The 25,791-nt window shown below is 64.9% G+C and carries 24 protein-coding genes, 1 tRNA gene, 1 pseudogene and 1 other annotated feature; of the genes and pseudogenes, 3 read left to right on the top strand and 23 right to left on the bottom strand.

Annotation, left to right across the window (positions count from 1 at the left end; all coding sequences use genetic code 11):
* Window positions 1-11: 11 nt before the first annotated feature.
* From AC3WOE_RS27925 to AC3WOE_RS27915, 3 genes are read right to left on the bottom strand one after another with little or no spacing between them, the layout of a single operon-like run.
* On the bottom strand, window positions 12-716 hold the full coding sequence (locus tag AC3WOE_RS27925; RefSeq protein WP_492695290.1) for a fumarylacetoacetate hydrolase family protein: 705 nt from the start codon (window positions 714-716) through the stop codon (window positions 12-14).
* Window positions 717-739: 23 nt separating this feature from the next.
* Complete coding sequence (locus tag AC3WOE_RS27920; protein WP_492695289.1) at window positions 740-1,780, bottom strand: cupin domain-containing protein; 1,041 nt, start codon at window positions 1,778-1,780, stop codon at window positions 740-742.
* Entirely contained in the window at window positions 1,777-2,982 is a 1,206-nt protein-coding gene (locus AC3WOE_RS27915; protein ID WP_492695287.1) for a 3-hydroxybenzoate 6-monooxygenase, read from the bottom strand. Before AC3WOE_RS27915 ends, AC3WOE_RS27920 begins: the two co-directional genes overlap by 4 nt.
* 106 nt (window positions 2,983-3,088) lie before the next feature.
* Here AC3WOE_RS27915 and AC3WOE_RS27910 point away from each other — a divergent pair, with 106 nt between their 5' ends.
* Window positions 3,089-3,985, top strand: coding sequence for a LysR family transcriptional regulator (locus AC3WOE_RS27910; protein WP_492695285.1), 897 nt, complete (start codon window positions 3,089-3,091; stop codon window positions 3,983-3,985).
* A 309-nt stretch (window positions 3,986-4,294) separates the two neighbouring features.
* On the opposite strand, the gene AC3WOE_RS27905 is transcribed toward AC3WOE_RS27910, so the two are convergent.
* The 7 genes from AC3WOE_RS27905 to AC3WOE_RS27875 form a co-directional block, all read right to left on the bottom strand.
* Window positions 4,295-4,585 carry a hypothetical protein gene (locus AC3WOE_RS27905; protein WP_492695283.1) on the bottom strand — a complete coding sequence of 97 codons (291 nt, stop codon included), beginning with the start codon at window positions 4,583-4,585 and terminating at the stop codon, window positions 4,295-4,297.
* A gap of 207 nt (window positions 4,586-4,792) precedes the next feature.
* Window positions 4,793-6,127 (bottom strand): HipA domain-containing protein, encoded by a 1,335-nt coding sequence (locus tag AC3WOE_RS27900; protein ID WP_492695281.1) that lies wholly within the window; start codon window positions 6,125-6,127, stop codon window positions 4,793-4,795.
* Window positions 6,128-6,129: 2 nt separating this feature from the next.
* On the bottom strand, window positions 6,130-6,465 hold the full coding sequence (locus AC3WOE_RS27895; RefSeq protein WP_492695279.1) for a helix-turn-helix domain-containing protein: 336 nt from the start codon (window positions 6,463-6,465) through the stop codon (window positions 6,130-6,132).
* Between the two features lie 387 nt (window positions 6,466-6,852).
* On the bottom strand, window positions 6,853-7,515 hold the full coding sequence (locus tag AC3WOE_RS27890; protein ID WP_492695277.1) for a LysR substrate-binding domain-containing protein: 663 nt from the start codon (window positions 7,513-7,515) through the stop codon (window positions 6,853-6,855).
* 125 nt (window positions 7,516-7,640) lie between these two features.
* Window positions 7,641-8,768, bottom strand: coding sequence for a hypothetical protein (locus tag AC3WOE_RS27885; RefSeq protein ID WP_492695275.1), 1,128 nt, complete (start codon window positions 8,766-8,768; stop codon window positions 7,641-7,643).
* Window positions 8,769-8,797: 29 nt separating this feature from the next.
* Entirely contained in the window at window positions 8,798-9,061 is a 264-nt protein-coding gene (locus AC3WOE_RS27880) for a hypothetical protein (protein ID WP_492695273.1), read from the bottom strand.
* On the bottom strand, window positions 9,052-9,669 hold the full coding sequence (locus AC3WOE_RS27875; protein WP_492695272.1) for a hypothetical protein: 618 nt from the start codon (window positions 9,667-9,669) through the stop codon (window positions 9,052-9,054). The genes AC3WOE_RS27880 and AC3WOE_RS27875 overlap by 10 nt, the downstream gene beginning before the upstream one ends.
* Window positions 9,670-10,287: 618 nt before the next feature.
* Between AC3WOE_RS27875 and AC3WOE_RS27870 the strand changes: the two genes are divergently transcribed.
* Window positions 10,288-12,339, top strand: coding sequence for a ParB/RepB/Spo0J family partition protein (locus AC3WOE_RS27870; RefSeq protein WP_492695270.1), 2,052 nt, complete (start codon window positions 10,288-10,290; stop codon window positions 12,337-12,339).
* 404 nt (window positions 12,340-12,743) lie between these two features.
* On the opposite strand, the gene AC3WOE_RS27865 is transcribed toward AC3WOE_RS27870, so the two are convergent.
* Window positions 12,744-13,322, bottom strand: a complete 579-nt coding sequence (locus AC3WOE_RS27865) for a hypothetical protein (RefSeq protein ID WP_492695269.1) — start codon at window positions 13,320-13,322, stop codon at window positions 12,744-12,746.
* Window positions 13,319-14,134: a hypothetical protein gene (locus tag AC3WOE_RS27860; protein ID WP_492695267.1), complete on the bottom strand. Its 816-nt coding sequence runs from the start codon at window positions 14,132-14,134 to the stop codon at window positions 13,319-13,321. Before AC3WOE_RS27860 ends, AC3WOE_RS27865 begins: the two co-directional genes overlap by 4 nt.
* 243 nt (window positions 14,135-14,377) lie before the next feature.
* Between AC3WOE_RS27860 and AC3WOE_RS27855 the strand changes: the two genes are divergently transcribed.
* Window positions 14,378-15,603 (top strand): IS3 family transposase gene (locus AC3WOE_RS27855; protein ID WP_492695265.1). Its coding sequence is split into 2 segments (ribosomal slippage): window positions 14,378-14,666 and window positions 14,666-15,603, totalling 1,227 coding nucleotides; the frame shifts between segments, so codons are not numbered across the junction.
* Window positions 14,656-14,772 (top strand) — a sequence feature (AL1L pseudoknot). Its footprint overlaps the gene before it by 117 nt.
* A gap of 650 nt (window positions 15,604-16,253) precedes the next feature.
* On the opposite strand, the gene AC3WOE_RS27850 is transcribed toward AC3WOE_RS27855, so the two are convergent.
* The 11 genes and pseudogenes from AC3WOE_RS27850 to AC3WOE_RS27800 form a co-directional block, all read right to left on the bottom strand.
* Window positions 16,254-16,330 (bottom strand) — tRNA-Pro (locus AC3WOE_RS27850).
* 67 nt (window positions 16,331-16,397) lie between these two features.
* On the bottom strand, window positions 16,398-16,922 hold the full coding sequence (locus tag AC3WOE_RS27845) for a MerR family transcriptional regulator (RefSeq protein WP_492695264.1): 525 nt from the start codon (window positions 16,920-16,922) through the stop codon (window positions 16,398-16,400).
* 35 nt (window positions 16,923-16,957) lie between these two features.
* Entirely contained in the window at window positions 16,958-17,329 is a 372-nt protein-coding gene (locus AC3WOE_RS27840) for an integration host factor subunit alpha (RefSeq protein WP_025563996.1), read from the bottom strand.
* A gap of 20 nt (window positions 17,330-17,349) precedes the next feature.
* Window positions 17,350-19,776, bottom strand: coding sequence for a phenylalanine--tRNA ligase subunit beta (pheT, locus tag AC3WOE_RS27835; protein ID WP_492695262.1), 2,427 nt, complete (start codon window positions 19,774-19,776; stop codon window positions 17,350-17,352).
* Between the two features lie 12 nt (window positions 19,777-19,788).
* The gene (gene pheS / locus AC3WOE_RS27830) at window positions 19,789-20,832 is read right to left on the bottom strand and encodes a phenylalanine--tRNA ligase subunit alpha (RefSeq protein ID WP_492695260.1); all 1,044 of its coding nucleotides are present in this window, start codon (window positions 20,830-20,832) and stop codon (window positions 19,789-19,791) included.
* Window positions 20,833-20,916: 84 nt separating this feature from the next.
* The gene (gene rplT, locus AC3WOE_RS27825; RefSeq protein ID WP_025564000.1) at window positions 20,917-21,273 is read right to left on the bottom strand and encodes a 50S ribosomal protein L20; all 357 of its coding nucleotides are present in this window, start codon (window positions 21,271-21,273) and stop codon (window positions 20,917-20,919) included.
* A gap of 26 nt (window positions 21,274-21,299) precedes the next feature.
* Window positions 21,300-21,503: a 50S ribosomal protein L35 gene (gene rpmI, locus AC3WOE_RS27820; RefSeq protein WP_025564002.1), complete on the bottom strand. Its 204-nt coding sequence runs from the start codon at window positions 21,501-21,503 to the stop codon at window positions 21,300-21,302.
* A gap of 120 nt (window positions 21,504-21,623) precedes the next feature.
* Window positions 21,624-22,169, bottom strand: a complete 546-nt coding sequence (gene infC / locus AC3WOE_RS27815) for a translation initiation factor IF-3 (protein ID WP_477900528.1) — start codon at window positions 22,167-22,169, stop codon at window positions 21,624-21,626.
* A gap of 68 nt (window positions 22,170-22,237) precedes the next feature.
* Complete coding sequence (gene thrS / locus AC3WOE_RS27810; protein ID WP_492695257.1) at window positions 22,238-24,145, bottom strand: threonine--tRNA ligase; 1,908 nt, start codon at window positions 24,143-24,145, stop codon at window positions 22,238-22,240.
* Between the two features lie 344 nt (window positions 24,146-24,489).
* Window positions 24,490-25,590, bottom strand: a complete 1,101-nt coding sequence (locus AC3WOE_RS27805) for a patatin-like phospholipase family protein (RefSeq protein ID WP_492695255.1) — start codon at window positions 25,588-25,590, stop codon at window positions 24,490-24,492.
* Window positions 25,587-25,791 (bottom strand): annotated as a pseudogene (locus AC3WOE_RS27800) (hypothetical protein); the annotation flags it as partial. The pseudogene AC3WOE_RS27800 and the gene AC3WOE_RS27805, both read right to left, overlap by 4 nt.

Below are 25,791 nucleotides of genomic sequence, written 5' to 3'. Positions count from 1 at the left end.
TGTGGGGCTCTTTATTCGGCAGCGCCGACGTACAGCACGATGTCGCCGAGGCCCTCGATGCGGCCGTCAATGCGGTCGCCCGGGTTGACGGCGCCGACGCCCTCGGGCGTGCCCGTGAAGATCAGGTCGCCGGGCTGCAGGTGATAGAAGAGGGACAGGTCGGCGATGAGCTCGGGGATGCTCCAGATCAGCTTGTCGATGTTGGACTTCTGGCGCGGCCGGCCGTTGACGGTCAGCTCGATGTCGGCATGGCCGATGACCTGCCGTGGCATGGCCACGATCTCGGACACGACGGACGACTGCTCGACGTCCTTGCCCAGGTCCCAGGGGCGGCCCTTGTCGCGGGCCACCAGTTGCAGGTCGCGGCGCGTCATGTCCAGGCCGCAGGCATAGCCGTAGACGAGGGCCGGTGCGTCCGAGGCCTGCACGCGGAAGCCCGGCTTGCCGATGACGACGACGAGTTCCATCTCGTGGTGGTAGTTGTCGGTCTCCGGCGGGTAGGCCACAGTGGCGCCGGACTCGACCAGCGTTGACGGCGACTTGGTGAAGTAGAAAGGCCGCTCGATGGCCTTGTCGACGGGACGGCCCATCTCCACGGCGTGGGCGTAGTAGTTGCGGCCGACGAAGAACAGGCGGTTGACCGGCAGACGTTGCTCGCTGCCGCGCACGGGCAGGGAGTGGACCGGCGGCGGGTTCCAGAGGTAGGAGGAGGTCATGGTGGGTTTCTCGGGTTCGGGGTTCAGGGACGGACCTCGAAGACGCCCAGCTTCTGATGCAGCGGGGTCTCGTCGGCGATGAAGAGGAAGGCCGGCTCGGTGGCCGACGCGTTGGCGAGCGTGACCGGCGTGTAGCCTGGTGCGCAGCAGGTGTCGGCCGTCGCCAGGTGGAAGTGCTGTGCCGCGACCTGGGCCGTGGCGGCGCCTTCGATGACGTGGAACACGGCGGTCGGGCTGCGTGCGGGCAGGGCCAGGGTCTGGCCCGGGCGCAGCATCAGTGCGTGGAAGCCCAGGATGTTCTGCGCATGCTCACCCGTCTCGGGGTTGGTGTAGGTGAGCTGGACGGCCTCGGAGGCGGGCAGGTTTGCAGCCAGCGATTGCAGAGCGACCCGTGCCGCGGCCCAGGGGTAGCGCAGCATCGGGTAGGGCTTGCGGGAGCGCTCGAAGACGGGCGTGGGCACCAGGCCGCCCCGGGCGTAGGCGCGCTCGCTGCGCTGTGGCGTCACCGCCTGGCGGGCGCCGTCGACGTGGTAGCTGGCCTCCAGGTAGTGGACGAGGGGCAGGTCCAGCACGTCCAGCCATACGACGGGGTCGCTGCCGTCGTGGCCGTGCTCGTGCCACAGGCCGGTCGGCGTGAGGATGAGGTCGCCGCGCTCCATCCGGCATTGCTCGCCGTCGACGGTGGTCCAGGCACCTTGTCCCTCGACGACCATGCGTACCGCATTGGGTGTGTGGCGGTGGGCCGGCGCCCATTCGCCGGGCAGCAGCAGTTGCATGCCGAGGTAGACGGCGGCGCTGGCCTGCATGCTGTCCGCCCCGAAGCCGGGGTTGGCCAGCACCAGCACGCGGCGCTCGGCCTTCTCGATCGGCGTCAGCTCGCCGGCGCGCAGCAGCAGCGGGCGCATCGCTTCGTAGGACCAATGCGTGGCCCGGGTGCGGGGGCGCGGCTTCTCCGGGGGCAGCAGGGCGCGCAGGCTGGGCCACAGCGGCACGAGGTTCTGGGAGGACAGGGCCATGCGGTAGTCGTCGGGCAGGTCTTCGAGGCGACCGAGGTCGGTGCTCATTGCGGGGTCTCCGTGTGGTTCAGGCAGGTCTCGACAGTCCAGCCGTAGAGCCACTCCATCGCGTCGTAGAAGCGCTCGGGGCTGCGGCCCTTCCAGAGCTCGTTGCGTACCAGGCGCTCGACGCCCTTGGCATGGAAGAGGCGGCCCATCTCGCGGGCGGACAGCACGACGCGGGAGGTGCGGGCGACGCGGGCTCGCTGGTAGAGGTCGAAGGCGCGGCCGTGATCGCCCGGGTGGCGGGCCAGGGCCTCGCCCAGCGTCACGGCGTCTTCCAGCGCCATGCAAGCGCCCTGCGCGAGGTATTGCAGCGTCGGGTGGGCGGCGTCGCCCAGCAGCACGGCGCGGCCGTAGGCCCACTGGGCGATGGGTTCGCGGTCGGCGGTGGCCCAACGCTTCCAGTCCTTGGGGAGGTCGATCAGCTGGCGGGCCTTGGGACAGATGCCTTCGAAATAGCTCTGCACCTCGGCATGGCTGCCCTCGCGCACGCTCCACTCCTCGCGCTCGCGGCTGTGGAAGGTGACGACGACGTTGTACTGCTCGCCGCCGCGCAGCGGGTAGTGCACAAGGTGGCAGTTGGGGCCGACCCAGATGCTGGCGGCATTCCAGCGCAGGTCCTCGGGGAAGTTGCGGCGGTCGACGACGGCGCGGTAGACGACATGGCCGGACACGCGGGCCTCGTCTCCGACGTACTGGCGCCGCACGGCCGACTTGACGCCGTCCGCGCCCACCAGCAGCTGGCCGCGGTGCTTGCGGCCCTGGGCGTCGTGCACGGTGACACCCTCGTCGTCCTGCTCGACGCGCTGCACGGTGGTGCCGGTGTGGACGCGGATGCGGTCGCTGGCCTGGGCGCCTTCGAGCAGCGACTGGTGCACGTCGGCGCGGTGGATGACGGCGTAGGGGTTGCCAAAGCGCTGGCGGAAGGCTTCGCCGGTCGGGATGCGGCCGACCAGGCGCTCGTCGAGGGCGTCGTGCATGACCATCTCGTCGGTGTAGACGGCTCGGGCTCGCGCCTGTTCGCCGACTCCGAGCGCATCGAAGGCGGCGAAGGCATTGGGGCCGAGCTGGATGCCGGCGCCGATCTCGCCGAGCTGCGGGGCCTGCTCGAGCACCGTGACGTCGAAGCCCTGGCGGGTCAGGGCCAGGGCGGCGGCGATGCCGCCGATGCCGCCACCGGCGACGAGGATGGGAAGCGCCTTGTTCATGGCTTGTCTCCTGGTGTGATGGAGGCAAGTCTGGAAGCGATGCTCTATTGCGTAAAGGTGAAAACCGATATACACCGCATATCGTTTTTCAATAGAGGGGCGGGCAATGGCCAAGCTCGATGTCGACTGGCTGAACGTGTTCATCGAGGTCTATCGCACGCAGAGCGTGTCGCGCGCGGCCGAGCACCTCGGCCTGGCCCAGGCCAATGCCAGCATTGCTCTGAACAAGCTGCGCGTCCACTTCGACGACAAGCTCTTTGTCCGCACGGCGCGCGGCATGGAGGCCACGCCCTATGCGGTGCAGATCTATCCCGACGTGGCGGCGGCCGTGCAGAAGCTGGCCGAACTTGCCGGTGCCCCCCGCGTGTTCGACCCGGCGACGGCCCAGCGGGTCTTCCGCATCTGCATGACGGACATCAGCGAGATCATCGTGCTGCCGACGCTGGTGAACCATCTGCGGCAGGTGGCGCCCGGCATCGTCATCGAGGCCGAACGCACCACCAGCGACAGCCCGCGGCGCCTGGAGGCCGGCGAGATCGACCTCGCCGTGGGCTTCATGCCGCAGCTCGAGGCGGGCTTCTATCAGCAGGTGCTGTTCCGCCAGAACTTCGTCTGCCTGGCGGCGCAGCTCCACCCGCGCATCCAGGCCAAGCCGACGCGGGCGCAATTCCTGGCGGAGGGGCATATCGTCGTGACGACTTCGGGCACCGGTCATGCCATCGTCGACAAGGTAATGGCTCAGAAGGGCTACGAGCGGCGCATCCTGCTGCGCGTGCCGAGCTTTCTGGGCGTGGCGCGCCTGGTGGCGCAGACGGAGTTGCTCGTCATCGTACCGAGGCGGCTCGGCGAGGCCCTGGCACAGCAGGAGAGGGTGCAGTTGCTAGAGCCGCCGGTGGCGCTGCCGGCCTTCGCGGTCAAGCAGCATTGGCACGAACGCTTCCATGCCGACCCGGCCAATGCCTGGCTGCGCCAGGTCATGGCCGAACTGCTGGGGCGGCTCTGAGCGGCACAATACGTGTCGGCTCTGCTAAGCTGCGGCGAGCTCCTCAGGGCTCGTGGGAAATCAGGCTCGATCGGCGCACGCCAGCCTTATATGCAGGCGCTGGCTAGGCGAGCACTGGCGCCGGCTGAGGGGAATGCACTGCACAACCTATGAGCGGATCGTCGGCAGGATCGTGGCGTGCGAAGAGGCGAGGGACGCGGCGCTGATGGTGTTCGCTAAACGCTTGGAGCTGTTTTAAGCGGCCGGCTACACCCGGCCAGGTTCAGGCAGCGGCGACTGACCGTTATGGCGTTGCTGATTCGAAGCGGTTTACCAGCCAAGCAGGAAAACAGGCAGCGCGGCGGTCGCCAATGCCAAAGCCTGGGCAGCAAGAATGGTCGCCGCCTGTCGCGGCGCCGGGCCCATCCACCGATATGCGAAGACCGCAATCAGCGGAAGTTGCGCGCCCATCAATAGCTGCCACAGGTGCGCGAGGGCACCTTCATCTGCCGGCGTGCTGACCCCGTGAAACGCGATTTGCACGGCGACCAGGGCCAAGGCGGCAAGTGACATGACTACGGGAATCCAGGCACCTGGTCTTCTTCCGATTTCGATTTCCATGAGCAAGTTCCTCATTGTTCGAGAGACGCAGACCAAGGGGCAGCAGACGCAGTGTTCACTGTATGGAAAGCCCCACCCTACGACATGCAGGTCTGGGTCTGCAGGGCAACGCGCGCTCGGGTGATCGTCACCCACAAGGACGGCGCCTCAACCTTCAGTTGGGATTTCTAGTGCTCAGGACAGCTTTCTATATCTTCTGCGCGCTCTTCAGTGGGTCAGGCGGTCGAGCATGTCGCGCAGCGTGATGTGGTGAACCACGCGCAATAGCCGACCCTCGACGCCGAAGTTCGCAGCTCGGTCGGCCGGCGCATTCTTGGCGAGCTCTTCGTGAGCGGCCAGGATTTTTCCGAACTCCTTTTCAGCGCCGTTTGTCACCTGCTTCACGATGCGCTGTGCGATAGGTCTGGGCAAGCCGAGCACGTCGGCGGCAGCCAGGACAGCCTCCAGGGTCACCTCGCCAAAGGTCTTGGCGCCTGGCAGCGGGAAGGCCATCGGCACCTGGTTCCATTTGCCGTTCTCGTCTGCAAACGCCTTGGTGTGGTACGCCCCCGTCGACAAGAGGTCGTAGTGCGGGGCGAGCTCGATCGCGTCGTGATGTACGTGGAACGACAGATTCTTAAGATGGCAATCGTCATTGCCCACCAAGATGTTGAACACCAGCCAGGTGAACAGCTTGGCGCGAGTCTGAATCTTGACGGTTGTGGCTTCGACGATCAGCACGAGCGCTTCAAGCGTGGCGCCTGAGTGCTTGAAGGTTCTTGCCTTGTTCAGAAGCTGGCACGCATCGATGACATGAAGTCTTTGAACTTCTGGGGGGGCGAGGGGGGCTGACCTTCCCCGCGGCCACTTGACCTTGCGGTCGAAGCGTTCGATGAGATAGACCGGCTCGGGCACGTACCTGATGTGCACCTGCGGAACCTTGAGGCCTGCAGCATCCGCCAAGCGCATGGTGAAGTACTCGTTGAAGACCGAGGCCGGATAGTTCCCCGCTTCAGGATGGTCAGGCTTGAGGATGTAGGTCGAGGGGGTGGCTCCCACAGGCTCGTAGAGGTCATCCTTCCTGAGCACCACCATCAGCTTGTGTTGTGCTCCGGCCAAGGACATGCGCTTGGGCGCGCTCTTCGAGAGCGTCTGCTTGGGCAAGGACTGAATCCGTTGGCTGAGCATTTCGTCGGAAAGCTCGCGCAGTTCATTCTTTTCGGGAAGCTCCTCTCCCTTTGGGAGAAGCGTCAGGGAGCCGGCCGATTCCGCGCCAAGGTACTCCAGCAGAGCGAAGGCATCCTCATAGTCTTTGATGTCCGCTTCTTTGGCGATCGCCTGCCGCAGGAGCTCTTCGGGAAGGAGGTTGTCGAAGTACCACTGCACGGGGCGGAGCGTGCCGCCGTCCTCATGGCGCAAGGTGTGACGAGGCAGTGCGGGCGACAGGTCAAAGCTGCGCTCCATGGCAACCCACTCGGGGGCGTACTCAAAGACCCAGAGGTTGTTCTCTTCGCTGAGGGTCCCGACCGATGTGCGGTCGACATAGACCTGCAAGCTGCGCATGGTCATCGATCCTGGTCGACGAATCTCAGCACTGAGGTCGTTGACGTCTCGTTGGCATCCGGAGCTGCGTTTGCTCGCTCCTTGGCTTCCTGCTGAGCCTTGTTGAGGGCCGGCAAGGCCGACTCGGGCAACTCGACCGTCAATGTGAGCCCCATCTCGTTGAGCAGACGGATGACCGTGCCGAGCTGGACAGTGGATTTGCCCTTCTCGACGTTGACCGTGGTCTGTTTGCTCACGCTGACCGTGCGAGACAGATCGTCCAAGCGCACCTTCGCGGTTCTGCGCGCCGCGCGGATCAAGATGCCAAGATCTTCTGGTGAGCGGATTGTGTACTTCATAAATTGACTACTCTGGTAGTCACTGTATCCACCCAAACCATACAAATCAAGAAAACGTCTACTTTGTTAGTCACTATTTGGAAGAAAACAGATCGGAGCGCCAAATGCCTACTACGGTAGGCACTTTAGGAAATTTAGCTCTGAAACCTTCAGAATGACTACTGAGCTAGTCACTTCCTATCTGGGTGATCAACAGCTTTTCAGCTGCACGACCGCGAGCTCGCGGCCGATCGCGCCGAACGCGACCGGGCGAGGGCGATTGTGAAGAATGGCGTGTGTCCGGCCGACGCCAATCGCGCTGCGAAGATCGAAGCACAAGCCGAGGTCGAGGCACCGTCGCGATGGCTGCCCAGTGGCACATGCGGTGACGACGCACGAGCACAGGACTCACCCGGCGCCGCATGCTGAAGCCGCGCTTGGCCGCCTCGCCAGTTCGCTACGCAGCGCCTGCACCAGCGCTTGCGCCGGCCCGCCCAAGCGCCGGCCCTGGCGGGTGATCAGGCCCAGGGTGCGCTCGATGCGCGGCTGCTTGAGCGACACCCCCACCAGAGCCGCCCCGGGCCGCATGGACAGCGCCAGCCGCGGCACCACCGCCACACCCAGCCCCGCCTCCACCAGGCCCAAGGCGCCGGCCACATGATTGGCTTCGAACTGCACCACGGGCCGCTGCTTCAGGCGCGACAACGCCTGGTCGATCAACACCCGGTTGCCACTGTCACCTGCCACCGCCACCATGGGTTCGGCCAACAGGTCCCGCCAGCTCAAGGTGGCGCGCTGCGCCAAGGAGTGGTCTGTGCGCAGGGCCAGCACATAGTCCTCGGTCAATAGCGGCTGGAAGTCGATCTCGGGGTGCGAAGCGCCGGTGAAGCTCAGGCCTAGCTCGGCCTCGCCCGACTGCACCGCGCGCAGGACCTCGGGTGCCCCCTCGTCCAGCATGCGCAAGCGCAGCTCGGGGTGGTCGGCGGCTAGCCGGGCAAAGGCTCGCGGCAACAACGCACTGGCCACGGTGGGGATGCAGGCCACTGTGAGGTGGGCAGCACGGCGCGCCATCCGCGCCGTGATGGTGCAGACCCACAAGGACATGGAAGGCCGCGTGGGTCGTGAAACCATGCAGGCCTTGTACAAGGCGACGGAATTCAACGTCGGCAAGCGCTGATCCATCGCACCGAGGTGCTTCAGTGCTCCCGGTCATCGGTTCTTGAGCAGGATCCCAAGGGTGCCGAGATCGCGACGGCGCTAGAGCGGGGCAAGCACGCAACTGACTTGGGTATCGACGACTCGTCGTCCGGTTCGAAGGCGCTTGATTCGATCCAGACGTCAAAGGCCCTCCTGTGGAGCCCAAACGGCTTCTGCTCGGCCTCTGGCGTGCCAATGGGCCCAACCATCACGCAACTGCAATCGAGCTGCGGGTTGTCGCGGGACAACTCGGCCGTCAAGGCCGGCAGTCCCGCGGTCTCCCACGCGGCCCAGTACGCTTCGCCGATCGCGGCAAGCCAGGCGCGCACTGCTTCGGGCATGGCGCCCGACTCGCAGACATATCGCTTTCCGGTGGCCAGCGCGGCCTGATGGGCCGCGACCACATTGGCGGCGCCGAAGTGGCGGTCCAGGATCTTGCGTGCGACGTCGCGAGCCGCTGGCTCGGTGTCCACGCTAAAGGGGCTGAGCTCAAACCAGAGGGCGTACGGCGCCTGTGGGTCCGCAGGGCAGGGCGATGCTGATATGGAGGGCGAGGTCGGTCGCAAGGCGTTGCCATTGCCATACCCGAGGCCGTACCAGAGCTCCAGCGCTTCATGGCGGCGATTCGCGAGGAACTCGGCGTACTTGTCTTCGCCCATCTCGCGCTTCAGGCGAGCGCACTCGTCGGCGTAGTGCGGGGATTCGACCGCTTCCCACACGGGCACGTTTCCCATGTCGATATCGGGGTGGATGGTGAAGCCCAGACCGGACGAATGCACGGCCTGCGCCCGGGCGCTTTCGTCGACGTTCATGGCCCAGTCGGCGCGCCATGGCGCTCTGGCATCACTCTTTTGCGGCGAGAAGTCGGTGTATCCGCGCTCGCGCCACAGCTGGCGGAGTTGGCGCGTGAGCTCGGACCTGAACGCTTTGAAGCCCGGCTCACCCATCTCCTGGACGAGCTCCTTCTCACGGCTCGTCGACACGTCAGCGGGCCCATGGACCCACAGGATGTCGTCGTACTCGATCTGGAAACACAGGCCGGATCGGTGCCAGGCAACTGGCACCTCGACGCTGTTGACCTTCTCGTCGATCTCCCAGTCCTGACGCCATGAAGCTTGCGAATCCATGTTGGTACCTCGCTGTGTTGGTTCGAAGTCTAGGCCGCGAGCTCTAGGTGCTGCAGTTCGTTCGCGCCGAGCGTCTCTCTGAACGCGGCGTCGTGCTGCCGGGTGCGCTGTTCCACCTGTCTGAGCAGACCGCCAAGCACTGGATTTGCGGCGATGCGACGGCGGGCCTCGCAGATCGCCGGGGCGAATTCAGGGCTGGCCTTGAGCTTGTAGGTCAAGAAACTGTCGTGCCTCTCTGGGAACACCTGCCACCAGGCAATGATGCTGTCGGGGTCGGTCAGTTTCAATTCCATGGTGTGGCTCCCTGAGCGTGCGTTTGGGGTACGAGGCGATGCAGCTCGGGCGCTGGCCTTTGCCGATTGCCACCCGCGGCTCTGCTCGATTCGAGAGCCCGGCTGCGGGCGCGGTAGCCGTTGCGGATCTGCTGGTCGGCCGCGGCGATCGGGCATGCACCAGGCGCGGCGGTGAGCCAATGGCGCGCGGCGTTCAGCGCTTGCTCGTGCGACTCGCAGTGATCGCTCATGCCGAAGTGGGCGGTGAACACAACGAGCCATTCATTGGGCGTGTACGCGTAGTGGGCGGCTGGAATGACGTCGATGCAGGCCTCGTCCAACTGCTCGAGATCTTCGATCGTGGCCTGACGTGGAGGTTCGGCCTTGAATGCGGCGTTCAGTGCCGCCTGGGTTGCCGTGGTCCAGCGCACGATGCTTGGCAGGTGGTTGCCGGCCCAGTACGCCGGCAGCCCGCCCGCTTCCTCGAAAGCGGCTTTGGCACCGAGGACCTGCCAGGCAACGCCCAACTGGTCTTCCAGCGCTTTCCTGGCCGCGTCCATGGCTTGGTTCGGCACGTCCTCGCCATAGGGGTTGATGGCGAAGTAGGCGACGTAGAGCGGCTTGCTCATGTCCTTCTCCTGGGACTGGCCAGCTGGCGCTGACCGGGTGCCAGCGTGCTGGCTGGGTGGGTGGGATGAAGCAATTTCGGGCGCTTCGCTGAATACTGTGTATTTATACAGTACACCATAAAACGGGAGGCGTCCATGCCTTCGGCTGGCTTGGTGAGCTGGGCGAGCCTGGCCGGCGTTGCCGGCCGTCCGGGCTCTTGCGGGTTCGCGCCGGGCGCTCATCCATGCGGCGCCTGGACTGCTGCGCAGCCCTGTCGATCCCTCTCGCCGGCGCCTGGCGGCGCTGAAGCGCACCGCTGCGCGGTGTGGGTGCGCAGCGGCCCCGTGGGGCCCGCCGCGCGCTGCCGCGGGTGGTGAGGGCGAATCCCACGGTCCCGCTCGCAGTTTCTTCATGGGCGGTGGCCTGCCTCCTGGGCCGTCCCTTTCTCGACGGGTAGCGCAGCGCCCACCGAAGGCAACGGTGCAGCTGCGCTCCGTGTCCTCACCCGGTCCCGGCGTGATGCGCCGGGCTGCGGCTTGCGGGCCGGCCATTGCCTTCGGTGGGCGCCGCGCTGCTGGTCCGTCGAGACGGCTCCAGGAAGCAGGTTTTCCCACCACCAACGCAGAAAGGCGTGAACCATGAGCAAGACCGAAACCCTCACCACCCGCGGCAGCAACAGCCTCGAAGCGGACGTTCCCTCCGCACCTCCCGAGACTCACCAAGAAGCAAGCATTGCCCTGCGGGCAGGAACCGAAGAAGCAAACCTCCAGTACTTGACCCTGCGGTGCCTGCGGCTGGACGAGCGCAACGTGCGCAAGGACGAGCCCACCGAGGCGGAGATCGACGAGCTGGCTGACCTGATCGATGCGCAGGGCCTGCTGCAGAACCTGTCGGTGCTGACCTATGACGGCCCACGGCGCGGCAAGGGCCGAGAGAGCAAGCGGCTGTTCACACACGGCGTGATCGCTGGTGGCCGGCGTCTGCGAGCACTGAACGTGCTGGTCAAGCGTGGGCGCATCACGCCGGACTTCGAGGTGCTGTGCGCGGTGGTCCCGGCCGAGCGAGCCATCGCGGTCAGCATGGCCGAGAACCAGGGCCAGAAGCCGATGAGCATCGCGGACACCGTGCGCGCGTTTGCGGACATGGTTGCTGCCGGTGCCGGCATCGAGGACATCGCCGTGTGCTTCGGGCTCACACCGCTGACCGTCAAGCGCCGCCTGAAGCTCGCCACCGTGTCGTCCAAGCTGTTCGCGCTGTACCGCGCGGGCGACATGAACATGGACCAGCTCATGGCGCTGTCGCTGGCCGACACGCACGAGAAGCAGGAAGGCGCCTGGGAATGCCTGCCGGCCTACAGCCGCAGCCCCAGCGCCATCCGCAACGTGATCCTCGGCGACAGCGTGCGTGGCTCGGTGGTCAAGTTCGTGGGCCTGGACGCCTACGAGCAGGCGGGCGGCCACGTCATCCGCGACCTGTTCAGCAACGACCAGGGCGACGCCGAGCACATCGGCGACCCGGAGCTGATGCAGCGGCTGGCGATGGAGCGCCTCACGGCCCTGGGGGCGGCCGAACAAGACAAGGACGGCTGGGCCTGGGTCGAGGTGGCCTTCGAGTACGACTACGAGGTCAGGCAGCGCTACTGCGAGGCACCCACGCAGCGGCACGAGCCCTCGGCCGAACAGGCGCATGCGCTGGGTGAACTGCAGCGTGCGAAGGACGACGCCGAGGACAAGCTGGAAGCCCTGTACGACGCGGATGATTCCGACGCGGACAGCGCCGACCTCATCGAGGCGCTGGAAGAGCAGACGCAGGCCTATCAGATGCAGATCGACGCCATCGAGTCCAAGCTTGCCTACTGCCCTGCGGAGGTGATGGCGATGGCAGGCGCGCTGCTGACGCTGGCCCCCGACGGCCGTGTGATCGTCAAACGCAACCTGATGCGCCAGGAGGACTACAAGGCGTGGCGCGCCAAGGCGGCGTCTCCTGCGTCCCGAGGTGCGGCTGCCGATGGCGAAGGCGCGGGCGACCATGAGGCCCCGACCAAGGGGGTGTCGTCCATGCTGCGCATGGAGCTGACTGCCTACAAGACGGAAGCCCTGCAAGTCGCGCTGCTGCGCAAGCCGCAGGTCGCCCTGGCGGCGCTGGCTCACTCGATGGCCGTGCCGCTGCTCTACGAGAGGGTTTCAGCGCAGTACGAGTCGCCGACCGCCCTGGGCGTTTCTGTACGCAGCCCGAACTGGCAGCTTTTGCAGATCGCGCCCGCGATGGCAGACAGCCCGGCGCACAAGAGCTTGCAAGCCGTCGTCGACGCATGGCGAGAACGTCTGCCGAGCGACCCGAAGGACCTGATGTCCTTCCTGCTGGATCAGTCGGTTGAAACTCTCCAGGAGCTGCTGGTGGTCTGCACGGCGCTGACGACGCATGCGCTGCACGGGTCGGCCCATGCGAAGCCGGCCCAGATGCTGGCCCAGGCTGCTGCGCTCGACATGGCCGATTGGTGGGAAGCCACGGGCGCCACCTATCTCGGCCGCGTGCCCAAGGCACTGATCGTGCAGGCGCTCACGGAGGCGGGGCAGGGCGACGCCGTGGGTGAGGTGTCGAGGCTCAAGAAGGCGGAGGCGGTCGGAATGGCCGAGGGTCTGCTGGCGGGCAAGCGCTGGTTGCCGGAGCTGCTGCGGACCGAGGTCTGAGGGGGCAGGGCAGGGGGCTTTCCCCCTTGCCCGTTTTCCGGTGTTTGAAATTTGCGCCGCCGAGGCGTTGCCTGGGCGGCGCGCGGCCCGTTCCCGCGCCGGCATTGCCGATCTGGCCGCAGGCCTGTTCGGCTTTGCCGGCGCCCGCCACGCCCGTAGCCGGGCCGCTTGAAAGCCAGACCGCTACGCGGTGTGGCGGCCGGCGCGGGCGGCTCTTCCAGGCGTCCCCCCTGGGCCGCCGGGGCAACACTCCCGCGAGCGTCGCTGCGCGACCTGGCGAGGCGTGCTGCGCACGCTTGGTTTGGGCGGCGCGGCCCGGCGACAACTAGCCGGCACCTGTCCACAAATTGCGCGCGGGAAAGGTGAGCGGACTAGATAGGGGGTTAGCTAGTCCGCTGCTGGGATCAATCTTTGGAGCCGCTGCCTCCGATTGAACTGACCGTCCCGGCGTCGCCGGGTGGCTCGCCATTAACCCAAACCACGAAAATGCCGGTCGTAACCCAATACGATCTCGTGCCAATATATTCACCGTCCCAGTACCAGTCCTGGTCCTTCCAGTAACCGTCTACGGTGAGGTTATAGGTGCTCGGCGAAACACTGCTTCGCAATGTCTTCGAGCCAGCCGAGCTTGTTGCGTTAATAAAATTGTGCGCCCCTGCAACATTGTCGTATGCAGCGCGCGTAACTTGCCAATAGCCTCCTGCCCACGCCAAATCGATACATCGAGCCAAGTCACATACAGTTATTGAATCCCCAACTGCATATATGCCTGGCTTTGCTATTGGGCTGACAACTGTGTAGATGAATGAGCCAACATCGCTGGCACTAGCCATCTTTTGGTTCTGGCTTATGTATCCTGCGTTGTAGTCGTTGGTAATGCATTTGCCATCCCCAAATTTCACGCAAGTCCATGAGCCGTAATTTGTGGCGTGCGCCGACGCCGCAGAAACAAACAGCAAAGCTGCAAACAGTAGTCGTTTCATTTTTTCCCTTCCCTAATTTCATTAAGAAGCTTGTTGGCAAGTTGAGCGGACGCTTGCACCTCCTCTGGGTTGAGTTGAGATATTGAATCGAGCTGTTTTAGACGAACGTTTGCATTGGCGGGGTCTTGTAAAGTCCATAGCACTCTCTGGTATGCATATGAACGCACTACGTCTGCGGGGCCTATGCCCTGCGCCGAAAGTGCGTCCCTAAGCGTTCCGATCGCTTCCAAATCACCACGCTTGGCTTCACCTTCGAGAATTTCGAGGGCGCGAACTTTCCACTCGCGCACAAGGAGGTCGTCTTTCCGTTGATAAAGGTCAATCACATTTCCATTGGGGCCATTGGCCAGAAATTCCGATCCAGCGCCCGGAATTCGGGCCTTTACAGCTGATTCGACCCATTCCATGCGCATTCGCGCATGGGTAGGACTGATGCGCTGACAGTAGCCTGGGACAATTGTGTTGGGTGCCGCGCTCTTGAGTAGCTCGGACGACGCGCACACCCTGAGAATCTTTGCTGCTTCTAGCAAGCTAACAGTTGTCCCTTCTCGAACTAGGCTTTCGAGTTTCTGAATCTCAGGGAAGGATGCGCCTATTGAAGAAGAGGCTGCTTGGGAAGGCAAGTTCGGATTCGCAAGCTGCGTTTCCTGCGAGCTATTTGTATTCGCTTGCTTAGGAAGTGGCAGATGGTGCTGCGGATTTGACGTTTCGCTTCCAGCGTCCTTCGCGGCGGGCACGTTCCCGAAGAACTTCAACGCCGTGATGGCAGCCATGACCCCGAGCGCAGTAGCAAAGACCAACTTATTTTTCATCTGATACCACGGTCAATAATCGATAATCGACGTCCGATGAGGACGTTATAGCAAATGCTTCGTGCGCCATCTGCTTTATGCCTAGAGAAAACCCGCAGTTGGCACGTGAAAAATCCCCTGCCAAGGGGCATTCAATTTTATCCAGTAAATCATAATTTGGCGCATCGTTCGAATATTTCAGTAATTTTCTGAAGATGAACCGCCCCGGGTTTCTCGGAGGCTCCAACTCTGGAGAATGGAGCCATGAGGAAGTCCCCGAAGTTTTCGCCTGAGGTGCGTGAGCGCGCCGTGCGCATGGTGTTCGAGCACCGAGACGAGCATCCCTCGCAGTGGGCCACTGTCGAGTCCATCGCAGCCAAGATCGGCTGCGTGCCGCAGACGCTTCACACCTGGGTGAAGCAGCATGAGGTCGATGCCGGCCAACGCGAAGGCGTCTCAACGGCCGAGGCGCAGCGCATCAAGGACCTCGAACGCGAAGTGCGCGAGCTACGCAAGGCCAACGAGATTCTGAAGTTGGCCAGCGCGTTTTTCGCCCAGGCGGAGCTCGACCGCCGCATCAAGTCCTAAAGGCCTTCGTCGACCAGCATCGCCAGCAGTTCGGGGTCGAGTCGATCTGTCGCGTCATGCAGATCGCCCCGTCGGCGTACTGGCGCCATGCGGCCCGGCAGCGCAACCCGGCGTTGTACTCGCGTCGGGCGCAGCGCGATGCGAGCTTGGTGCCTCAGGTCCAGCGCGTGTGGCAGGCCAACATGCAGGTCTACGGAGCTGACAAGGTCTGGCGTCAGCTCAACCGCGAGGGCTTAGTGGTGGCGCGCTGCACCGTTGAGCGGCTGATGCGCCACCAGGGCCTGCAGGGCGTGCGCCGAGGCAAGGCAGTGCGCACCACCGTCCCTGACCCCAAGGCGCCATGCCCGCTGGACCGAGTCAACCGTCAGTTCCGTGCAGAGCGCCCCAACCAGCTCTGGGTCTCGGACTTCACCTACGTCTCGACCTGGCAGGGCTGGGTCTACGTGGCGTTCGTGGTGGACGTGTTCAGCAGGCGCATCGTGGGCTGGCGCCAAAGCAGTTCGATGCACACCGAGTTCGTGCTCGACGCGCTGGAGCAAGCGCTGTACGACCGCAAACCGTCTGACGACGGCAGCCTGACGCATCACTCCGACAGGGGCTCGCAATACCTGTCCATCCGCTACAGCGAGCGTTTGGCCGAGGCCGGTATCGAGCCATCAGTCGGTTCCAAGGGCGACAGCTACGACAACGCGCTGGCCGAGACCATCAACGGGCTCTACAAGGCCGAGGTCATCCACAGGCGCGGGCCATGGAAGACAAAGCAGGCGGTGGAACTGGCGACGCTGGAATGGGTCGCCTGGTTCAACCATCACCGACTGATGGAGCCGCTGGGCTACATCCCGCCTGCCGAGTTCGAGGCCAACTACCATCGACAACGCGCTGGTCAGGCCGCAACCGTCTGACTTAAACCAACGGGCCTCCGCAATTGCCGGGGCGGTTCACACCCCCCGCCCGCCCGTGGGCGGGTGCGAGGAGTCCAAGTGAAGGATCTTCATTCAGGGCAACCAACCGGAGCCCGGCTGATCTTTCACGACAGGAGATTGGTCATGGCCAACGTTCAAGTCATTCAACGCAATGCCCACCTCGCGGGACCGGTGGTGGTTCCTCGATATGGCAGGCGCCTGCTGGAGATGCTGCCGCCGCGCCGAGCGCCAGCCGGTCAGATTTGTCCCTGGCGCACGAACAGATCCCAGAGGAAGTTCGCCGCAGCAGTGGCGTCCAAGTTCTCTTGCTTTTGCCGTTTCAGGCCATGCCCATTGCCGTGAAGTGCAGGGCGTGGTCCCCAGCTTAATCGTTCAACTTCTCTTCGAAGCTGCCGGGACCAGTTGATGCTCAGCGGGGCAAGTGCGGCACAAAGGGCCGCGTCATGACGCGGCTGCATAGGACGCAGCGGGACGGTATGAACGGTATGCGTGCCGGGTCAGGCTCTCAGAACCTGCAAGCCCGGCGCCGGTGTACCCCTGGGTGTACCCCTGGAGTCAAAATCGGCTGCCAGAAGGACAAACGGCTTAGCTGCCGAAGCTGCTAAGCCGTTGATCTACTTCAATAAAAATGGTCGGGACGGCGGGATTCGAACTCGCGACCCCTTGCACCCCATGCAAGTGCGCTACCAGGCTGCGCTACGCCCCGACTGAGCCAATCAGTATAACCTAGGATTCAGGGCTTCTTGCCCGACAACCCTCGATTTCTCGCTCTGTCAGCCGAGAAGGGTAGCTCGAATCGCCAGCAGTTCGGCGCGCACCTGCTCGAGAGTGGTGATGTTCTCGATGGCCAGCACGGGCAGGGTGATGGACGCCTCGGCGGCTTTCAGCGGCCGGGCGTGCGAAGCTGCGGGCCGGGAGGTCGGCACGAAGGCAAGTTCGTCCGGCACGTCCAGGTCGTCGTCACCGTCCAGTTCACCGTCGAGGACATCGAGAGCCTGGGCCGCTTCGGCCTCGTCACGGAAGTTCTGGGCGCCGGTGGGTGGCAGGCCTTCGCTGAGCTGGTTGCGCGCGCCACTGATGGTGAAGCCCTGGTCGTAGAGCAGGTCACGGATGCGGCGGATCAGCAGGACTTCGTGGTGCTGGTAGTAGCGCCGGTTGCCGCGCCGCTTCATGGGCTTGAGCTGGGTGAACTCCTGCTCCCAGTAGCGCAGCACATAGGGCTTCACGCCGCACAGCTCACTCACCTCACCGATGGTGAAGTAGCGTTTGGCGGGGATGGCGGGAAGCGCCTTTTCCATTGCAAATCAACAAGTTCGCGAGGGGAGGGGAGACTCTACTCGAAGTCTTCCCCGGCGGGCGCATCGCCTTGCACGACCCCCTTGAGTTTGTGGGAGGCGTGAAAAGTCACGACGTTGCGCGCCTTGATGGGGATGGATTCGCCGGTGCGCGGGTTGCGCCCCGGGCGCGGTGCCTTGCGGCGGATGTTGAAGTTGCCGAAGCCGGAGAGCTTCACGTCCTGACCCTTGACGAGGCTGTCGTGCAGGATGTCGAAGAAGGCCTCGACCATGTCCTTGGACTCGCGCTTGTTCAGGCCCAGCTTGTCGAACAGCAGCTCCGCTAGTTCGGCCTTGGTCAGCGTGGGCGTCTCCAGGCTGCCAATGACGACCGCAGCGGCTTCGGATTTCTTGGCGTCGTTCGCGTCCATTCCTGTTCCTGTTCCTGGGTTCAGCTGCGCAGGCGCGCGCCGAGCTGGCTGCTGGCGGCGGCCACGATGGCGGCCACGGCTGCCTCGATGCGCTCGTCGGTCAAAGTGGCTTCGTCGTCGAGCAGTTCCAGGCGCACGGCCAGGCTGCGTTCGTCGGCCTGCAGATCGGTCGTGGAACCAGCCGCGGGCTTGAAGACATCGAAGAGCTTGGCCGAGCGCAGCAGCGCGCCACCGGCGGCCGTGATGGCAGCCATCAGCGCGTCGTGGGGCGTGCTGTCCTTGATCACCAGCGCCAGGTCGCGCTGCACGGACTGCTGGCGCGGCAGGGGCTGGCCTTGCGGCAGCGTTCGGGTCAGGGCGGCGTCGAGGTCCAGCTCGAAGACGACGGGCGCGCCACCGCTGATCTCGTAGGCCTGGCGCCAGCGCGGGTGCAGTTCGCCCACGATGCCGATGACGGCGCCGTTCAGGCTCACACGGGCGCTGCGGCCCGGATGCAGGGCCGGGTGCTCGGCGGCTTCGAAGGTCAGCGTCTGCGGCGCGAACAGCGCTTCCAGATCGCCCTTGACGTCGAAGAAATCGACGGCGCGGTCGCGCTGGCTCCACTGCTGCTGGTCCGCCGGGCCCCAGGCCAGGCCGCCCAGGCGCAGCGGTTGCTCGATGCCGGCGACCGACAGCGGGCCGTTGGCCACGGTGGCGTCGCGCTTGAACACGCGGCCCAGCTCGAAGACGCGCACGCGGGTCGCGCGGCGGGCCTGGTTGTGGCGCAGCACCTGCACGAGGCTGCCGATCAGGCTGGTGCGCATCACCGACAGCGGCGCGGCGATGGGGTTGAGCAGCTTGATCGGGTCGGTGACGCCGGCCAGCTCGCGCTCCCAGCGCTCTTCGACGAAGCTGAAGTTGATGGTCTCGAAATAGTCGCGTGCGGCCACAGAACGGCGCAGTGCGTGCTTGGCCTGGCGCGACTCGGAACCGGTGCGGCCGACGATGGGCGCCAGCGGCGCGGTCGATGGCAGCGTGGGATAGCCCATCACGCGGATGACTTCCTCGATGAGGTCTTCCTCGATCAGGATGTCGAAGCGCCAGCTCGGCGGGGTCACCGTGATGACGCCGTCAGCAGCCGTGAAGGGCAGGCCCAGGCGGGTGAAGACGCTCTCGCAATCAGCCTGCGTGATGGCCATGCCGATGACCTTGGCGGCGCGGGCGACGCGCAGGGCCACGGGCTTGCGCACCGGCACATTGGGCGACTGGTCGTCCATCGGGCCGACCTTCGTGTCAGCCGTGCCGCAGATGTCGACGATGAGCTGGGTGATGCGCTCGATGTGCTCGACGGTCTGCGACGGGTCAACGCCGCGCTCGAAGCGGTGGCCGGCGTCGGTCGAGAAGTTGTAGCGACGGCCGCGGCCCATGACGGCCTCAGGCCACCAAAAGGCGGCCTCGACGTAGACGTTGCGAGTGTCGTCGGACACGGCGGTGTGGTCGCCACCCATGATGCCAGCGAGGGACTCGACCTCGCGCGCATCGCTGATGACGCCGACCTTGTCGTCGACGGTGATGGTGTTGCCGTTCAGCAGCTTGAGCTGCTCGCCGGCCTTGCCCCAGCGCACCACCAGCTCGCCGCTGATCTTGTCGAGGTCGAAGATGTGGGACGGGCGGCCGTACTCGAACATCACGTAGTTCGAGATGTCGACCAGAGCTGTGACCGAACGCTGGCCGCAGCGCTCGAGGCGCCGGACCATCCACGATGGCGTCTTGGCCTTGGTGTCGATGCCCTTGACGATGCGGCCCGAGAAACGGCCGCACAGGTCGGTGGCTTCCACACGCACGGGCAGCTTGTCGTCCAGCGTCGGCTTGACGGCCGGGAACTCGGCCTTCAACAGCGGGGAGCCGGTCAGCGCAGCGACCTCACGCGCAACGCCGAACACGCTCAGGCCGTGACCCAGATTGGGCGTCAGTTTCAGCGTGAACAGCGTGTCGTCGAGGTTGAGGTGCTTGCGGATGTCCTCGCCGATGACGGCGTCCGCCGGCAGTTCCAGCAGGCCGCCGTGGTCTTCGCTGAGCTTGAGCTCCCGGGCCGAGCACAGCATGCCGAAGCTCTCGACGCCGCGCAGCTTGCCGACACCGATCTTGAAGGGCTTGCCGTCTTCACCGGGAGGCAGCTCGGCGCCGACGGTGGCCAGCGGCACCTTGATGCCAACGCGGGCGTTGGGTGCGCCGCAGACGATCTGCAGAGGTTCGCCGCCGGCATTGACCTTGCAGACGCGCAGCTTGTCGGCGTTGGGGTGCTGCTCGGCTTCGAGGATTTCGGCGACGACGATGCCGTGGAAGGGCGGCGCGACGGGTCGCAGCTCTTCGACTTCCATGCCGGACATGGTCAGCAGCTCGGCGAGCTGTTGGGTGTTGAGCGGCGGATTGCAGAACTCGCGCAGCCAGGACTCGGGGAATTGCATGGTTCTTCTGGATTACTTGAACTGCGAGAGGAAACGGAGGTCGCCATCGAAGAAGGCGCGCAGATCGTTGACGCCATAGCGCAGCATGGCCAGACGGTCGATGCCGGAGCCGAAGGCGAAGCCGATGTAGCGCTCGGGGTCCAGGCCCATGTTGCGGATGACCTGCGGGTGGACCTGGCCGGAGCCTGACACCTCCAGCCAGCGGCCTTTCAGCGGACCGCTCTCGAACATGATGTCGATCTCGGCGCTGGGCTCGGTGAAGGGGAAGTAGCTGGGCCGGAAACGCAGCTGCAGCTGGTCGGTCTCGAAGAAGGCGGTGATGAAGTTCAGGTAGACCGCCTTCAGGTCCTTGAACGAAATGTTCTCGCCCACCCACAGGCCTTCGACCTGGTGGAACATCGGCGAGTGGGTCGCGTCGCTGTCGACGCGGTAGGTGCGGCCCGGAGCGATGACGCGGATCTCGGGCATCGTCTCCTGACCGGCGTAGCGCTTGGCGTGGGCCTGCGCGTAGCGGATCTGCATTGGACTGGTGTGCGGGCGCAGGTTCAGCCAGGAACCGTTCTCGTCCTTCATGTCGACGTAGAACGTGTCCTGCATGGAGCGGGCCGGGTGGTTCTCGGGGTTGTTCAGCGCCGAGAAGCTGTACCAGTCGGTCTCGATCTCGGGGCCGTCGGCGACGTCGAAGCCCATGGAGGCGAAGATGGCCTCGATGCGCTCCATGGCGCGCGTGATCGGGTGCAGGCCTGCAGTGCCGCGCTGGCGGCCGGGCAGGGTCACGTCCAGGGCCTCGGCCTTGAGCTGCTTCTCGAGCTCGGCGGCGGCCAGCGCGTCGCGGCGTGCGGTCAGGGCGGCTTCGATGGCCACCTTGGTCTGGTTGATCTCGGCGCCGCGGGTCTTCTTTTCCTCGATGCTGAGGGCGCCCAGGCCCTTCATCAGTTCGGTCACGCGACCGGACTTGCCGAGAAAGCGCGCCTTGGCGTTTTCCAGTTCGGCGGGCGTCGGGGCGGAGGCGAAATCAGCCTTGGCCGCTTGCAACAGGGCGTCGAGATCAGACATCAGGAATTTGGAATGAAAAAGGGCCGACCCAGTGGGGCCGGCCCTGAAAGTTTGCGTATCCCGACGAGTCGGGATGGTTCGCAATCAGGCGAGCGCGGCCTTCACCTTGGCGAAGATGCTGGCGAAGCCAGCCGGGTCGTTGACGGCCAGGTCGGCGAGGACCTTGCGGTCGATCTCGATCTGGGCCTTCTTCAGACCTGCCACGAACTTGCTGTAGGACAGGCCCAGGCCACGCGAGGCGGCATTGATACGGGCAATCCAGAGCTGACGGAAGACGCGCTTCTTGGTGCGGCGGTCACGGTAGGCGTATTGGCCCGCCTTCATCACCGCCTGCTTGGCGATGCGGAAGACGTTCTTACGACGACCGCGGAAGCCCTTGGCCAGGGCCAGGACCTTCTTGTGACGGGCACGAGCGGTTACACCACGTTTGACGCGAGGCATGTGTTTCTCCTTGAGTCGTTAGTGGATTACAGACCAGCAAAGGGCAGCATCTGAGCGATGTGACCCATGTTGGTTTCGTGCACGTTCACAGCGCCGCGCAGGTGACGCTTGTTCTTCGTGGTCTTCTTGGTCAGGATGTGGCGCTTGAACGCCTGACCGCGCTTGACGGTGCCACCCGGACGAACGCGAAAACGCTTTTTCGCGCTGCTCTTGGTCTTCATCTTGGGCATGTGAATGCTCCTTTTAAGTATGTCCCTGGGGCGGTGCCGGAGATTCCGACACACTTGTTGGCCTCAGGAGACTTGTGAACGGGCCGGCGACCAAACCGACTCGTTAAACCTCGTTGGGTTTCAGCGCTTTTTGGGCGCCAAGACCATGATCATCTGCCGACCTTCGAGCTTCGGCATGTTCTCGACGATCGCCACATCGGCCAGTTCGTCGCGGATCCGCTCCAGGAGGCGCATGCCGATGTCCTGGTGGGTGATCTCACGGCCCCGGTAGCGCAGCGTGACCTTGCCCTTGTCGCCGTCTTCGGCGATGAAGCGGCGCAGATTGCGCATCTTGATCTGGTAGTCGCCTTCGTCCGTGCCCGGACGGAATTTGACTTCCTTGATTTCGATGATCTTCTGCTTGGCCTTGGCTTCGGCGGCGCGCTTTTGCTCCTGGTACTTGAACTTGCCGTAGTCCATCAGCCGGCAGACCGGCGGATTGGCGGTGGCAGAGATCTCGACCAGGTCCACATCCATGTCGCCCGCCATACGCAGGGCTTCCTGGATGCTGACGACCCCGATGGGTTCATTCTCGGGACCGTTCAGACGGACTTCGGGAGCCATGATTTCGCGGTTCAACCGGTGCTTGCGCTCCGGAATCGCACGACGGTCGGCAAACGTAGCGATGGTGTAGACCTTTCAGCGGGCCCCAGGCGACGGGGCCCCAACAAAAACAAATCGCGCCCGGGTGGCTTTCAGACCTTGTTGGTGATGTCTGCGGAGATCCGATCGAGGAAGTCCTGCAGGGGCATCACGCCGAGGTCTTGGTTGCCACGGGCGCGGACCGCAACGCTGCCATTCGCCTTTTCCTTGTCACCCACGACGAGGATGTACGGCAGCTTTTGCATGGAATGCTGGCGGATTTTATAGGTGATCTTCTCGTTGCGCAAATCTGCCGAGGCCCTAAGCCCTTGTTTTTGCAGCGATTTCACAATTTCAGACACGTAATCGGCCTGGGCGTCCGTGATATTGGCCACCACGACCTGGGTCGGTGCCAGCCAGACGGGCAGGGCGCCGGCGTGCTGCTCGATCAGGATGCCGATGAAACGCTCCAGGCTCCCGACGATGGCACGGTGCAGCATCAGCGGGCGCTTGTGCTCGCCGTCCTCGTCGACGAAGGCCGCGTCCAGGCGCTCCGGCATGTTGGGGTCGACCTGGATGGTGCCGCACTGCCATTCGCGGCCCAGGGCGTCCTTCAGCGTGTATTCGATCTTGGGGCCGTAGAAGGCGCCTTCCCCCGGCAGATAGGTGAAATCGCAGCCGGAGGCACGCAGGCCTTCGGCCAGGGCGTGCTCGGCCTTGTCCCAGCTCTCTTCGCTGCCGATGCGCTTCTCGGGGCGCGTCGACAACTTGTAGATGATCTCCGTGAAGCCGAAGTCCTTGTAGACCTTCTGCAGCAGGGCCGTGAAGGCCGTGACTTCACCCTGGATCTGGTCTTCCGTGCAGAAGATGTGGCCGTCGTCCTGCGTGAAGCCACGCACACGCATGATGCCGTGCAGACCGCCCGTGGGCTCGTTGCGGTGGCACTGGCCGAACTCGCCGAAGCGCAGCGGCAGGTCGCGGTAGCTCTTCACGCCCTGCTTGAAGATCAGGATGTGGCCGGGGCAGTTCATCGGCTTGAGCGCGTAGTCGCGCTTTTCCGACTCGGTCACGAACATGTTCTCGCGGTACTTGTCCCAGTGGCCGGTCTTCTCCCACAGGCCCTGGTCGAGGATCTGCGGACCCTTGACCTCCTGGTAGCCGTTGTCGCGGTAGACGCGGCGCATGTACTGCTCCACCTCCTGCCAGACCGTCCAGCCCTTGGGGTGCCAGAAGACGACGCCGGGGGCATGCTCGTCGATGTGGAAGAGGTCCAGTTCCTTGCCGAGCCTGCGGTGGTCGCGCTTCTCGGCCTCCTCCAGCATAGTCAGGTACTTCTGCAGATCGTCCTTGCTTGCCCAGGCCGTGCCGTAGACGCGCTGCAGCATCTCGTTGCGATGGTCGCCGCGCCAGTAGGCGCCGGCCACCTTCATCAGCTTGAAGTGCTTGAGCTTGCCCGTGGACGGCACGTGGGGGCCGCGGCACAGATCCTCGAACTTGCCTTCAGCGTAGAGGGACACGTCCTGGTCGGCGGGGATGCTGCCGATGATCTCGGCCTTGTAGGCCTCGCCCATGGCCTTGAAGTGGGCCACGGCCTCGTCGCGCGGCAGCACGCGGCGCACGACCTTCTCGTCCTTCTTCGCCAGCTCGGTCATCTTGGCTTCGATGGCCGCCAGGTCGTCGGGCGTGAAGGGACGCTTGTAGGCAAAGTCGTAATAGAAGCCGTTCTCGATGACCGGGCCGATGGTGACCTGGGCGTCGGGGTAGAGCTCCTTGACGGCGTAGGCCAGCAGGTGGGCCGTCGAGTGGCGGATCATGTCCAGGCCGTCGGCGTCCTTGTCGGTGACGATGGACAGCTGCACGTCGTGGTCGATGACGTGGCTGAGGTCAACGACCTTGCCGTCGACCTTGCCGCCCAGGGCGGCCTTGGCCAGGCCGGCGCCGATGCTGGCGGCGACATCACCGACCGACAGCGAGGCCGGGTACTCACGGCGAGAGCCGTCGGGGAGTTGAATCGAGATCATGGGGTGCTCCAGGAGCGAGAAACAAAAAAGCGCGGCCGGTGCCGCGCTTTGTTTGGGTGCTTGAAAGGCGTGACGAGCCGCGGCCGACTATTCCGAGGTGGGGGTCGGGGTAGTTCGCGGTGTCATAACCAGGGTGCCTTTCTCGCTCTTGTGAGGGACGGGAGCGCAGATTCTAGTCCACGCTCCCGGCCGCCTCAGGGCAGGGTGTAGCGGGTGGCCGTGTAGGCTTGTTCCAGCACCTGCTGGGCAATGCTTCACGGCGCCGCGCTCGCCTTTCAATTGTCTCGCTCAGGCGCCTGGCATCCGCAAGCCTGAGGATGGGCCCGCCCGCATGGGCGGAGGCTTCACAGGGCTTGGGCCTGGACGCTGGCCTGCCGGGTGAGCACCTCAAAGGCCTCGGCCAGGCGCTGGCTTTCCGCCACGGCCACGCGCCAGCGCTTGCGGCGCTCGTTGGCCTCGAGCGCCATGAAGTCATTGCGGTCTGGCAGCTTGGCGCCCGGCAGCTGGGCGATGAACTCGGGCGAGGGGCAGAGCAGCACGACGTTGTCCAGGAAGCTCGTCGAGCGATGGCGGTGCTTGAGGGCCTTGTCCAGCCAGCCCGGGACGACCTGGCGCTGGAAGTGCGGATAGAGCACCAGCGGGGCGCTCGCCGTCTGCAGCGCTCGGTAGTCCAGATGCAGATGGTAGTCAGTGATGCCGCCGTCCCAGTAGGCGCCCCGCGGGGCGCCGGGCAGGTCGTGCTGGGCCTGCAGCCAGAAAGGGATGGAGCAACTCGCGAGCAGGGCGCCGCGCAGATTGGCGCGCGACAGATGCACCTCGCGGCTGGTGAAGTCGGACAGCTTCAGCGGCAGCCGGTCGCGTGGGTCGGAGAAGACGACGCGTTCCAGGAAGCGGCCCAGCAGCGGCCGCGACACCGCGTTGGCCGCGAAGGCGCCGAGATAACCCAGCGGCGTGCGCAGCCTGCCCTCGCGGGCCAGCAGGCCCAGGCCCTTGTTCTGGCCGCGTGAGGTGACGACATGCAGGCGCAGCCGCGGGTGGCTCAGTACTTCCGCTTCGCGGCCCTGGAAGATCTCGCCCAGGATCTCGCCGAAACGCTTGCTGACGCCCTCGGGCCGCGGGCGCTTGTCGCCCGGCAGCACGTCGTACTCCTGCGTCACATAGGCCTCGGCCATGGTGTTGAAGGCTTCGGCGACGTCGCGATGGGCCAGGGCGGCCGTGGCCATGCGCCAGGCGCCGATGCTGGCGCCGACGAGGTGGACGGTCTGGTGGCTCTGCGGCAGCCAGTCGCCGAAGACGTAGCGGTCCAGGCCGTTGAGGATCAGGCCTTTGGGGCCACCGGCGGCGGCCGGCATCAGGCCGACGTCTTCGGCGCGCAGGCCGCGCTCGGCCAGGCGCGCGCGCGCGGCCGGTCCGGCAAGGACTTGAAGGGCGGGAGAGGAACTCATTGCCCGACAAGATAGCCGAGACCGGCCGCGCGGGCTGACGCGGCCGGGACGCCATTCTTTCGGGCCGAGCGCTGGGCCGCTCCCGAGCCGGCCCGCCTGGCGATGTGCTTGCGGCTCAATGCTGCAAGCATCGCCGTCCCCTCGGGGGACCGACCAGACTCGCGCGCGTTCAGCGCCGCGAGCTGGGCGAGGGGCGTCTGT

The organism is Roseateles sp. FW305-36 (assembly GCF_058787015.1).
This window is presented reverse-complemented; position numbering and strand designations above follow the sequence as displayed.

Bases quoted from the DNA above. Each gene is read 5' to 3' on its own strand.
- AC3WOE_RS27875 (WP_492695272.1), bottom strand. From the start codon at position 9,669: ATGAGCAAGCCGCTCTACGTCGCCTACTTCGCCATCAACCCCTATGGC.
- AC3WOE_RS27860 (WP_492695267.1), bottom strand. From the start codon at position 14,134: ATGAAAAATAAGTTGGTCTTTGCTACTGCGCTCGGGGTCATGGCTGCC.
- AC3WOE_RS27895 (WP_492695279.1), bottom strand. From the start codon at position 6,465: ATGAAGTACACAATCCGCTCACCAGAAGATCTTGGCATCTTGATCCGC.
- AC3WOE_RS27905 (WP_492695283.1), bottom strand. From the start codon at position 4,585: ATGGAAATCGAAATCGGAAGAAGACCAGGTGCCTGGATTCCCGTAGTC.
- AC3WOE_RS27925 (WP_492695290.1), bottom strand. From the start codon at position 716: ATGACCTCCTCCTACCTCTGGAACCCGCCGCCGGTCCACTCCCTGCCC.
- pheT (WP_492695262.1), bottom strand. From the start codon at position 19,776: ATGCAATTCCCCGAGTCCTGGCTGCGCGAGTTCTGCAATCCGCCGCTC.
- AC3WOE_RS27885 (WP_492695275.1), bottom strand. From the start codon at position 8,768: ATGGATTCGCAAGCTTCATGGCGTCAGGACTGGGAGATCGACGAGAAG.
- AC3WOE_RS27920 (WP_492695289.1), bottom strand. From the start codon at position 1,780: ATGAGCACCGACCTCGGTCGCCTCGAAGACCTGCCCGACGACTACCGC.
- AC3WOE_RS27915 (WP_492695287.1), bottom strand. From the start codon at position 2,982: ATGAACAAGGCGCTTCCCATCCTCGTCGCCGGTGGCGGCATCGGCGGC.
- thrS (WP_492695257.1), bottom strand. From the start codon at position 24,145: ATGATCTCGATTCAACTCCCCGACGGCTCTCGCCGTGAGTACCCGGCC.
- AC3WOE_RS27880 (WP_492695273.1), bottom strand. From the start codon at position 9,061: ATGGAATTGAAACTGACCGACCCCGACAGCATCATTGCCTGGTGGCAG.
- AC3WOE_RS27890 (WP_492695277.1), bottom strand. From the start codon at position 7,515: ATGGCGCGCCGTGCTGCCCACCTCACAGTGGCCTGCATCCCCACCGTG.
- rpmI (WP_025564002.1), bottom strand. From the start codon at position 21,503: ATGCCCAAGATGAAGACCAAGAGCAGCGCGAAAAAGCGTTTTCGCGTT.
- rplT (WP_025564000.1), bottom strand. From the start codon at position 21,273: ATGCCTCGCGTCAAACGTGGTGTAACCGCTCGTGCCCGTCACAAGAAG.
- AC3WOE_RS27840 (WP_025563996.1), bottom strand. From the start codon at position 17,329: ATGGACGCGAACGACGCCAAGAAATCCGAAGCCGCTGCGGTCGTCATT.
- AC3WOE_RS27870 (WP_492695270.1), top strand. From the start codon at position 10,288: ATGAGCAAGACCGAAACCCTCACCACCCGCGGCAGCAACAGCCTCGAA.
- AC3WOE_RS27845 (WP_492695264.1), bottom strand. From the start codon at position 16,922: ATGGAAAAGGCGCTTCCCGCCATCCCCGCCAAACGCTACTTCACCATC.
- AC3WOE_RS27805 (WP_492695255.1), bottom strand. From the start codon at position 25,590: ATGAGTTCCTCTCCCGCCCTTCAAGTCCTTGCCGGACCGGCCGCGCGC.
- AC3WOE_RS27910 (WP_492695285.1), top strand. From the start codon at position 3,089: ATGGCCAAGCTCGATGTCGACTGGCTGAACGTGTTCATCGAGGTCTAT.
- AC3WOE_RS27900 (WP_492695281.1), bottom strand. From the start codon at position 6,127: ATGCGCAGCTTGCAGGTCTATGTCGACCGCACATCGGTCGGGACCCTC.
- AC3WOE_RS27865 (WP_492695269.1), bottom strand. From the start codon at position 13,322: ATGAAACGACTACTGTTTGCAGCTTTGCTGTTTGTTTCTGCGGCGTCG.
- pheS (WP_492695260.1), bottom strand. From the start codon at position 20,832: ATGTCTGATCTCGACGCCCTGTTGCAAGCGGCCAAGGCTGATTTCGCC.